This window comes from Streptomyces sp. RP5T (genome assembly GCF_003933965.1).
Taxonomy (GTDB): domain Bacteria; phylum Actinomycetota; class Actinomycetes; order Streptomycetales; family Streptomycetaceae; genus Streptomyces.
In genome coordinates this window covers 1-9,241 of the sequence record NZ_RSAJ01000331.1, presented here as the reverse complement: position 1 = coordinate 9,241, position 9,241 = coordinate 1, and the positions used below count along the sequence as shown (strand labels likewise).

9 protein-coding genes are annotated in these 9,241 nt (G+C 73.0%); 7 read left to right on the top strand and 2 right to left on the bottom strand.

Annotated features, from left to right (window positions below; all coding sequences use genetic code 11):
* Window positions 1-82: 82 nt before the first annotated feature.
* Window positions 83-1,114 (bottom strand): methyltransferase, encoded by a 1,032-nt coding sequence (locus tag EHS43_RS28410; RefSeq protein ID WP_221740765.1) that lies wholly within the window; start codon window positions 1,112-1,114, stop codon window positions 83-85.
* A gap of 206 nt (window positions 1,115-1,320) precedes the next feature.
* On the opposite strand from EHS43_RS28410, the gene metK reads away from it, so the two are divergent.
* From metK to metF, 3 genes are read left to right on the top strand one after another with little or no spacing between them, the layout of a single operon-like run.
* Window positions 1,321-2,529, top strand: a complete 1,209-nt coding sequence (metK, locus tag EHS43_RS28405) for a methionine adenosyltransferase (protein ID WP_125193589.1) — start codon at window positions 1,321-1,323, stop codon at window positions 2,527-2,529.
* A 37-nt stretch (window positions 2,530-2,566) separates the two neighbouring features.
* Window positions 2,567-3,550: a carbohydrate kinase family protein gene (locus tag EHS43_RS28400; RefSeq protein ID WP_125193588.1), complete on the top strand. Its 984-nt coding sequence runs from the start codon at window positions 2,567-2,569 to the stop codon at window positions 3,548-3,550.
* Window positions 3,547-4,455: a methylenetetrahydrofolate reductase [NAD(P)H] gene (gene metF, locus EHS43_RS28395; RefSeq protein WP_125193587.1), complete on the top strand. Its 909-nt coding sequence runs from the start codon at window positions 3,547-3,549 to the stop codon at window positions 4,453-4,455. The genes EHS43_RS28400 and metF overlap by 4 nt, the downstream gene beginning before the upstream one ends.
* 148 nt (window positions 4,456-4,603) lie before the next feature.
* Here the strand turns inward: metF and EHS43_RS28390 are convergent, their stop codons facing one another.
* Window positions 4,604-5,344, bottom strand: coding sequence for an SDR family oxidoreductase (locus tag EHS43_RS28390; protein ID WP_125193586.1), 741 nt, complete (start codon window positions 5,342-5,344; stop codon window positions 4,604-4,606).
* A 224-nt stretch (window positions 5,345-5,568) separates the two neighbouring features.
* Here EHS43_RS28390 and EHS43_RS28385 point away from each other — a divergent pair, with 224 nt between their 5' ends.
* The 4 genes from EHS43_RS28385 to EHS43_RS28370 all read left to right on the top strand — a co-directional run.
* Entirely contained in the window at window positions 5,569-6,486 is a 918-nt protein-coding gene (locus tag EHS43_RS28385; RefSeq protein ID WP_125193585.1) for an MBL fold metallo-hydrolase, read from the top strand.
* Window positions 6,487-6,532: 46 nt separating this feature from the next.
* A complete protein-coding gene (locus tag EHS43_RS28380) occupies window positions 6,533-8,110 on the top strand; it encodes an acyl-CoA carboxylase subunit beta (protein ID WP_125193584.1) in 1,578 nt (525 codons plus the stop codon).
* Window positions 8,107-8,343, top strand: coding sequence for an acyl-CoA carboxylase subunit epsilon (locus EHS43_RS28375; RefSeq protein ID WP_125193583.1), 237 nt, complete (start codon window positions 8,107-8,109; stop codon window positions 8,341-8,343). The genes EHS43_RS28380 and EHS43_RS28375 overlap by 4 nt, the downstream gene beginning before the upstream one ends.
* 229 nt (window positions 8,344-8,572) lie before the next feature.
* Window positions 8,573-9,241, top strand: a 669-nt coding sequence (locus tag EHS43_RS28370; RefSeq protein WP_148104105.1) for a serine hydrolase domain-containing protein, incomplete at its 3' end; no start/stop codon positions are given.

Genomic DNA, 9,241 nt, shown 5'->3' with positions numbered 1-9,241 from the left:
AAACGCGACTGACCCTGCGCACCGCACACCTCGGCCCCGGAACCCTTCCCGGTTCCGGGGCCGAGGTGTGCGGTGCGCAGGGTCAGTCGCGTTTCGCGGCGACGACGACCGTGTCGTTGCCCCTGGCCAGCCGGGTGGCCGACAGGAAGGTGAAGCCCGACTTCTCCACCCAGGTGCGGCACTCCGAGACGGTGTACTCCGAACCGCCCGGTGTGATCAGCCCGACGTTCAGGCTGCCCACCAGGCTGCGCAGATCCGGTGCCTCCTCGTCGAGCATCTGGTCGTAGACGACGACCGCGCCGCCCGGCGGCAGCACGGCATGGGCCCGGTCGAGCAGCTCCTGCCGCGCGTCCTGCGACCAGTCGTGCAGCACATGCCCGAACACCAGCACGTCGGTCTGCGGCAGGGCGTCGGCGAAGAAGTCCCCCGGATGGAACACCACCCGCCCGGACAGGCCCAGTTCGGCCATGTGCTCCTCGAAGAACGGCTGCACGGCGGGCAGTTCGAAGACGCCGCCCGTCAGATGGGGGTGCCGCCGCACCAGATGGGCGGCCACGTTGCCCCGGGCGCCGCCGACGTCGACGAACGAGGAGTACGCCGACCAGTCCACCGCCTCGGCGAGCTGCGGTCCCACCACACCGTTGTTGGCGTCCATGTGCACCAGGAAGTTCCGGGTGGCCTCCGGGTTGCCGTACAGCGTGGCGAACGCGTCCGCGCCGACCCCGGCCTTGGGCTCGCCGTCCCGCAGGGCCTCGGTGAGCCGGCCCCAGGTGTGGTAGTGCCGCTGAGCCGCGGTCCGGATCCGGGCGCCCAGATAGAGCGGACCGCCGGGCACGAGGAACTGAGCCACCTCGGGCGTGAGCCGGTACCGCGCACCCTCCCGCCCGATCAGGCCGAGCGCGGCCACCGCGCCCAGGAAGTCCCGCACCAGACGCGGGTGGAGCTCGAGCCGTGCGCAGATCTCGCCCTGGCTCAGCGGGCCTTCGGCCAGGAGCTCGAAGAGCCCCACCTCGACGGCGCTGTGCAGAATGCGGGCCTCGGCGTAGGAGGCGCTCAGGCGGGCGATCGCCGGCGCGTCCAGGGACGGCCCGGCGCTGGTGTCGCTGATGGTCATGAAGAGTCCTCGCATCCCTCGGGGAGTTCGGATGACGGTCCATCGTCCGCACCCCGGTTCGAGGGTTCGTCGAGATGTCGGGGAGCACCCGTGCGGATCCGGACACTGGCGCGAACAGGTCTCTAACGCGGCTGGCTACGTTGCGGGGGACCGGACCAGCCGCTCCCGTCGTGCCGGGAGCCGACTCCCCCTCAGGAGGCACAGCCATGCCCGGACGCCTGTTCACCTCGGAGTCCGTCACCGAGGGCCACCCCGACAAGATCGCCGACCAGATCAGCGACACCGTGCTGGACGCGTTGCTGCGGGAGGACCCGGCCTCCAGGGTCGCCGTGGAGACGCTGATCACCACCGGTCTCGTGCACGTGGCCGGTGAGGTCACCACGGAGGCCGACGTGCCGATCGCGCGGCTCGTGCGCGAGAAGATCCTCGCCATCGGCTACGACTCCTCGGCGAAGGGCTTCGACGGAGCCTCCTGCGGGGTCTCGGTGTCCATCGGCGCGCAGTCGCCCGACATCGCCCGGGGCGTCGACACGGCCTACGAGAGCCGGGTCGACGGCGACGGCGACGACCTCGACCGGCAGGGCGCCGGCGACCAGGGCCTGATGTTCGGCTACGCGACCGACGAGACACCGACCCTGATGCCGCTTCCGATCCATCTGGCGCACCGCCTGGCCGAGCGGCTGTCCGCGGTCCGCCGGGACGGCACCGTCCCCTATCTGCGCCCGGACGGCAAGACCCAGGTCACCCTCGAATACCAGGGCAGCCGGCCGGTCCGCCTCGACACGGTCGTCGTGTCCTCGCAGCACGCCGCCGGTGTCGACCTCGACGCGCTCCTCGCCCCGGACATCCACCGGCACGTCGTGGAGCCCGTACTGGCCGAACTCGCGGACGAGGGCATCAAACTGGAGACGGACGACCACCGGCTGCTGGTGAACCCGACGGGCCGGTTCGAGGTCGGCGGACCGATGGGGGACGCGGGCCTGACCGGGCGCAAGATCATCATCGACACGTACGGCGGGACGGCCCGCCACGGCGGCGGCGCGTTCTCGGGCAAGGACCCCTCCAAAGTGGACCGCTCCGCCGCGTACGCGATGCGCTGGGTGGCCAAGAACGTGGTCGCCGCCGGTCTCGCCCGCCGATGCGAGGTCCAGGTCGCGTACGCCATCGGCAAGGCCCGGCCCGTCGGCCTCTTCGTCGAGACCTTCGGCACGGCCGTCACCGCGCAGAGCCGTATCGAGGACGCCGTGCACGAGGTCTTCGACCTGCGTCCGGCCGCGATCATCCGCGACCTCGACCTGCTCCGCCCGATCTACGCCCGGACAGCGGCGTACGGCCACTTCGGCCGTGAACTGCCCGAGTTCACCTGGGAGCGGACCGACCGTGCCGAGGCGCTGCGCCGGGCAGCCGGTGTCTGATCCCGTTCGCCCCGACCCTCACGAAAGAGAGGCCGCCGTGCGCATTGCCGTGACGGGATCGATCGCAACCGACCATCTGCTGCAGTTTCGTGGCCGCTTCACCGAGCAGCTGCTCGCCGACAGCCTGGACCGCGTCTCGCTCTCCTTCCTCGCCGAGGAACTGGAGATCCGCCGGGGCGGAGTGGCCGCCAACATCGCCTACGGACTCGGCCGGCTCGGCCTGACGCCGTACCTGGTGGGCGCCGCCGGTGTCGACTTCGCCGACTACCAGCTCTGGCTGAAGCGGAACGGGGTCGACACCGACTCCATCACCGTCTCGGACAGCCGGCACACCGCTCGGTTCGTCTGCACCACGGACGCCGAGCAGAACCAGATCGCCACCTTCTACGCCGGCGCGATGACCGAGGCCCGGGACATCAGCCTCCATCCGCTGATCGAACGCACCGGCGGCCTCGACATGGTGATCGTCTCGCCGAACGACCCCGAGGCGATGCTCCGGCACACCCGGGAGTGCATCGCCCTGGGGATCCCCTTCGCCGCCGACCCCTCCCAGCAACTGGCGCACCTGGGACGGTCCGAGGTCCGGGCCCTGCTCGACCACCCCCGGCTGCTGTTCACCAACGAGTACGAGTCCGCACTTCTGCAGGAGCGGGCCGGCTGGACCGAGGCGCAGGTCCTGGGCCGTGTCGGCTCCTGGGTGACGACGCTGGGGGACCGGGGGGTCCGGGTCCAGCGTGCCGGACACCGGCCGCTGCGGGTTCCCGCCGTCACCACCGCACCCGTTGTCGACCCGACCGGTGTCGGCGACGCGTTCCGCGCGGGCTTCCTCGCCGCCGGCGCATGGCGGCTCGGCGAGCCGGCGGCGGCCCGACTGGGCTGTGCGCTGGCCACGCTGGCGCTGGAGACGGTCGGGACCCAGGAGTACAGCCCACGGGCCCAGGTCCTGCTGGACCGCCTGCGCCACACGTACGGACCGGGGGCCGCCGCCCAACTCGCCCCGTTCCTGGAGGTGCCGGCGTGAACCGCGCCCCGGGCGCGCCCACCGTGCGCGAGGTGCTGGCCGATGGCGTCCCCTTCTTCTCCTTCGAGTTCTTCCCGCCCAGGACCGAACAGGGCACCCGGACCCTGTGGGACGCCGTCCGCCGTATCGAGGCGCTGTCGCCGGCCTTCGTGTCGGTGACCTACGGCGCCGGCGGCTCCTCCCGGGACCGTACCGTGGCGGTCACCCGGCGGATCGCCGCCGAGACCACGCTGCGTCCGGTGGCCCATCTCACCGCCGTCGGACACTCGGTGGCCGAGTTGCGCCACATCCTCGGCCAGTACGCCGACGCGGGTGTCCGGGAGGTCCTCGCCCTGCGGGGCGACCCGCCCGGAGACCCGAACGCCCCCTGGCGGCCGCACCCCGAGGGCTTCCGGCACGCCTGCGAACTCGTCCACCTGGTCAAGGAGTCCGGCGACTTCGGCGTGGGCGTGGCGGCCTTCCCGGAGATGCACCCGCGCTCCGCCGACTGGGACAGCGACATCAGGCACTTCGTGGCCAAGTGCCGCGCGGGCGCCGACTACGCCATCACCCAGATGTTCTTCCACGTGGAGGACTATCTGCGGCTGCGCGACCGCGTCGAGGCCTCGGGCTGCGGCACACCGATCATCCCGGAGATCATGCCCGCCACCGACGTGCGCCAGATCCGGCGGTTCGCCGCGCTGTCCGGCGCGGCGTTCCCCGAGGACCTGGCCCGGCACCTGGACGCCGCCCGGGACAGACCGGCCGAAGGACGCCGCATCGGCGTCGACTACGCGACCGCCATGGCGCGCCGGCTCCTCGCCGAGGGCGCCCCCGGGCTGCACTGCATCACCCTCAACCGGCCCTCGGCGGCCCTGGAGATCCATCAGCGCCTGCGGACCGCGGTGGGCGCGGCCCGGAGCTGAAACGCACCGGGCGTTCCCGGGCCGCGCGGCCGCCGACGCCCCGGAGCCCCCCGAGGCCGCCCGCCGGGGCGACATGGAACGGGCCCACCGGCGCCCGACGGGGGATGGCGGGTGCCGGTGGGCCGCTGGGGGGCGGTCGTGCGCGCGGTCAGCCGGCCACCAGGGACAGGCCGCCGTCGACCGTGACGACCTGGCCGTGGATCCAGCCCGCGTCGGGACGGCACAGCAGGGCCACGGCGTCGGCGATGTCGTCCGCGGTGGTCAGCCGTCCCGCCGGGGTGCGGGCGGCCAGCGTCGCCGCCACGTGCGCCGGCCCTTCGCCGCCGGCCCCCTTGTCGATCTTCGAGGTGGACACCGCGTTCACGGTGATGCCGGCCGGGGCCAGTTCCACGGCGAGATAGCGCACCAGACTCTCCAGGGCGGCCTTGGCCACCCCCTGCGTCAGATAGGAGGGGACCACCTGGCCCGCGCCCGCGCTGCTCACCGCGACCACCCGGCCGGGCCGGCCCGCCATCAGGTCGGTCAGGACCGGCACCCCGGCGAGCAGCGGCGCGAGCGCCAGCGCGAGATCGTCCCGCACATCCCGCAGGGAGACCCGCGGCCCGGCCGACGGACGCCGCTGCGCGGCCGCGTGCACGAAGACGTCCAGAGCGCCCCAGGTCTCCCGCACCTCGCCGAGCACCCGCACCACACCGGCCGGGGCGGTCAGATCCGCCCGCACCGCGGTCACGGTGCCCGGCAGCCCGGTCAGTGCGTCGAGGGCGTGCTTCGCGTCGGCGTCGCTGTGCCCGTAGACCAGCAGGACATCGGTGCCGTCCGCGCACAGCCTGCGCGCGACCGCCAGTCCGACACCCCGGGTACCACCCGTCACCACCGCTTTCGCACTCATGAGCACCCTCCTCCGGGCCGTGTGCCTCGGGCCGTGTGCGGTCCAGGGTCACCGTCCTCCCTCGACAAGTGATCGAGAACGGATCGCGCGCCGCGGCCGCCCCTCGCCACGGTCCGGGCTCTAACCGTCCTCGAAGCGCGGGACCGACGCTGAGGGCCCGCCGGGAACACGCCCCAGGCTGCCGGGCGGCGGTCCGTGCCCGAGGTCCAGGAGGAGGAGCCGACATGAGCGAGCTCGGCCCGTACGAGCCGCGGTTCGAGGAGGTCGCCGACGGCGTGCACGCCTTCGTCCAGCCGGACGGCGGCTGGTGTCTGAGCAACGCGGGCGTGCTGCCCGGCAGCGACGTCACCCTCGTCGTGGACACCGCCGCGACCCGGGCCCGGGCCCTCAGGCTGCGCGAGGAGACCGAGCGGCTCAGGGGCGGCTCACGCCTGCTGGTGGCCAACACCCACCAGCACGGCGACCACACCTTCGGGAACTGCGTCTTCGCGCCGGACGCCCTGTTCGTCGGCCACGACACCACCCGCTCGGACATGGCGAGGTCCGGCCTCGGACTCCAGCGCCTGTGGCCCGACGTGCCCTGGGGCGAGGTGCGCGTCACCCTGCCGGAGCTCACCTACTCGGAGCGGATGACCCTGCACACGGGCCGCCACGAGGTCGAGTTGCTCCACCCCGGCCCCGCGCACACCACGGGGGACACGGTGGTCTGGGTGCCGGACCGCCGTGTCCTGTTCACCGGGGACATCGTCATGAACGGGGTGACGCCCTTCTGCCTCATGGGCTCCGTCGAGGGCTCGCTCCGGGCGATACGACTCCTGCGCGAGCTGGGGCCCACCACGGTCGTACCGGGACACGGCCCGGTCTGCGGACCCGAGGTGTTCGACACCTGCACCCGCTATCTCCGCTGGGTCCAACGGCTGGCCGAGGACACCGTGTCGGCGGGCGTGTCCCCGCTGGAGGCGGCCCGGGACACGGATCCGGGGGAGTGGGGCGACCTGCTCGACCCGGAGCGCCTGGTGCCCAACCTCGTGCGGGCCGTCGCCGAAATACGCGGCGGCCCCCTGGGCGAACAGCTCGACGAGATGGCCGCGTTCGGCGAGATGCTGGAGTTCCACGGCGGCCTCCCCACGTGCCACGCCTGAACCCGGCGCCCCCGCTTCCCCCGGTCCGTCAGGAGAAAGGGCAGTCATGACCGTCGTACAGGAGAATCCGTTCCAGGCGGCCCGCGACCGGGTCGCCGCACTCCACGAGCTCCGCGCAGCCGTCAGCCGCGGCCCGGACGACCGGGCCACCAGGGCCCAGTGGGCCAAGGGCAAACTCACCGCTCGTGAGCGCCTCGAGCTGCTCTTCGACGACGGTGCCTTCACCGAGGTCGAGGGACTGCGCCGGCACCGGGCCACCGGCTTCGGCCTGGAGAACAAGCGGCCCCACACGGACGGGGTCGTCACCGGCTGGGGCCGGGTGTACGGGCGGACGGTCTTCGCGTACGCCCACGACTTCCGGGTCTTCGGCGGCTCCCTCGGAGAGGCGCACGCCGAGAAGATCCACAAGATCATGGACATGGCCTCCGCGGCGGGCGCTCCCCTGGTGGGGCTGTGCGACGGCGCCGGAGCCCGGATCCAGGAGGGGGTCGGCGCCCTCGCCGGATACGGCGGCATCTTCCGGCGCAATGTGCGCAACTCCGGGGTGATCCCGCAGATCAGCGTGATCATGGGGCCGTGCGCCGGGGGCGCCGCCTACTCGCCCGCGCTCACCGACTTCGTCTTCATGGTCCGTGGCACCTCGCAGATGTTCATCACCGGCCCGGACGTGGTCAAGGCGGTCACCGGCGAGACGATCACCCAGGACGAGCTGGGCGGCGCCGACCCGCACGCCACGCTCTCGGGAGTCGCGGACTTCGTCTACGACGACGAGGTGGCGTGTCTGTCGGACGTCCGCTACCTGCTCTCCCTGCTCCCCGCCAACAACCGGGAGGCGCCCCCCGCGGAGCCCTCGGCCGACCCGGCGGACCGGCGCACCGAGACCCTGGCGGCCCTCGTCCCGGCCGACCCCCACCGCCCGTACGACATGCGCCGGGTGATCGAGGAGATCGTCGACGGCGGGGAGCACTTCGAGATCCGCCAGGGGTGGGCCCCCAACGTGCTGTGCACCCTCGCGCGCCTGGACGGCCACGTCGTCGGCATCGTCGCGAACCAGCCGTCCGTCCTGGCCGGGGTGCTGGACATCAAGGGCAGCGAGAAGGCCGCCCGCTTCGTGCAGTTCTGCGACGCGTTCAACATCCCGCTCGTCACCCTCGTCGACGTCCCGGGCTTTTTGCCGGGTGTCGACCAGGAGCACGGCGGCATCATCCGGCACGGGGCCAAGCTCCTGTACGCCTACTGCGACGCCACCGTGCCCCGGGTGCAGGTCATCCTGCGCAAGGCCTACGGCGGCGCCTACATCGTCATGGACTCCCGCTCGATCGGGTGCGACGTCTCGCTGGCCTGGCCCATCAACGAGATCGCCGTGATGGGTGCCGAGGGCGCCGCCGACGTGGTCTTCCGGCGCGAGATCGCCGCCGCCCAGGACCCCGAACTCGCCCGCAAGCAGTACATGGAGGAGTACCGGGAGCAGTTGATGCACCCGTACCACGCGGCGGAGCGCGGACTGGTCGACGACGTGATCGACCCGGCGGAGACGCGCATGCGGCTGACGGACGCGCTCGGCATGCTGCGCGCCAAGTACGTCGCGGCGCCCAGCCGCAAGCACGGGAACCAGCCGCAGTGACCGGCGACCCCGGCGGCCGGCCCGTCTTCGAGGTACGCGCGGGATCCCCGTCCGAGGCCGAACTGGCCGCGCTCACCGCGGTGCTGCTCGCCCTGGTCCGGGCGTCCGCACCCGGCGCGGCGCCCCGGACGTACGGCGTCCGGGCGCCCCGGTGGCCGGCCGAGGAGCGCCCCCACATGCCGTCGTCGGCATGGGCGGCCGCACCCCGGGGCGGTGCGCGTCCCGTGCCCTGACCGGCAGGAACGGACGACCGCCCGCCCCGCGTCCGGGCGCCCCGGTGGCCGGCCGAGGAGCGCCCCCACATGCCGTCGTCGGCATGGGCGGCCGCACCCCGAGGCAGTGCGCGTCCCACGCCCTGACCGGCAGGAACGAACGAACGACCGCTCGGCCGGTGCCTGCGGTGGAGTGCTCGGCCCGTATTTCGGTTGACCGACGGGCCGAGGACCGGGCTCAATACCCCCCATGGCCGACATCCAGGGCACGTACGACGAACTGTTCTCCGCGGTACCCAACAAGTTGGCAGCGCTGCTGGACGAGGGGGACGTCGGCGGGTCCGCGGCCGTCTTCGTGGACGGTGAGCCGGTGGTGGACGTCTGGGGCGGCTTCGCCGACGCCGGCCGGACGGCCCCCTGGGAGCGGGACACGATCACCAACGTCTTCTCCACCACCAAGACGATGACGGCACTGTGCGCGCTGATCCTCGCCGACCGCGGCGAGCTCGACCTGGACGCCCCGGTCGCCCGGTACTGGCCGGAGTTCGCCGCCGCCGGCAAGGAGAAGGTGCTGGTACGGCACCTGCTGTCGCACACCGCCGGCCTGCCGCACTGGGAGGGCACGGTCGAGGAGCTCCACGACTGGCCGGCCGCCACGGCACGGCTCGCCGCCCAGCCGCCGCTCTGGGAACCCGGCACCGCGGCCGGCTACCACTCGCTCACCCAGGGCTTCCTGGTCGGCGAGGTCCTGCGCCGCATCACCGGCCTGACCGTGGGCGAGTTCCTGGTCCGGAACGTGACGGGCCCCCTCGGCGCCGACTTCCACATCGGACTCGCCGCCGAGCACGACCACCGGGTCGCCCGCACGCTCCCGCCGCCCGGCCGCGACGAGGACTACACCGCGGGCGCCGCCGACCCC

What these genes read in the sequence shown, in the direction of transcription:
- EHS43_RS28380 (WP_125193584.1), top strand. Translation starts at nt 6,533, where the DNA reads ATGACCGTCGTACAGGAGAATCCGTTCCAGGCGGCCCGCGACCGGGTC.
- EHS43_RS28390 (WP_125193586.1), bottom strand. Translation starts at nt 5,344, where the DNA reads ATGAGTGCGAAAGCGGTGGTGACGGGTGGTACCCGGGGTGTCGGACTG.
- EHS43_RS28385 (WP_125193585.1), top strand. Translation starts at nt 5,569, where the DNA reads ATGAGCGAGCTCGGCCCGTACGAGCCGCGGTTCGAGGAGGTCGCCGAC.
- metK (WP_125193589.1), top strand. Translation starts at nt 1,321, where the DNA reads ATGCCCGGACGCCTGTTCACCTCGGAGTCCGTCACCGAGGGCCACCCC.
- EHS43_RS28410 (WP_221740765.1), bottom strand. Translation starts at nt 1,114, where the DNA reads ATGACCATCAGCGACACCAGCGCCGGGCCGTCCCTGGACGCGCCGGCG.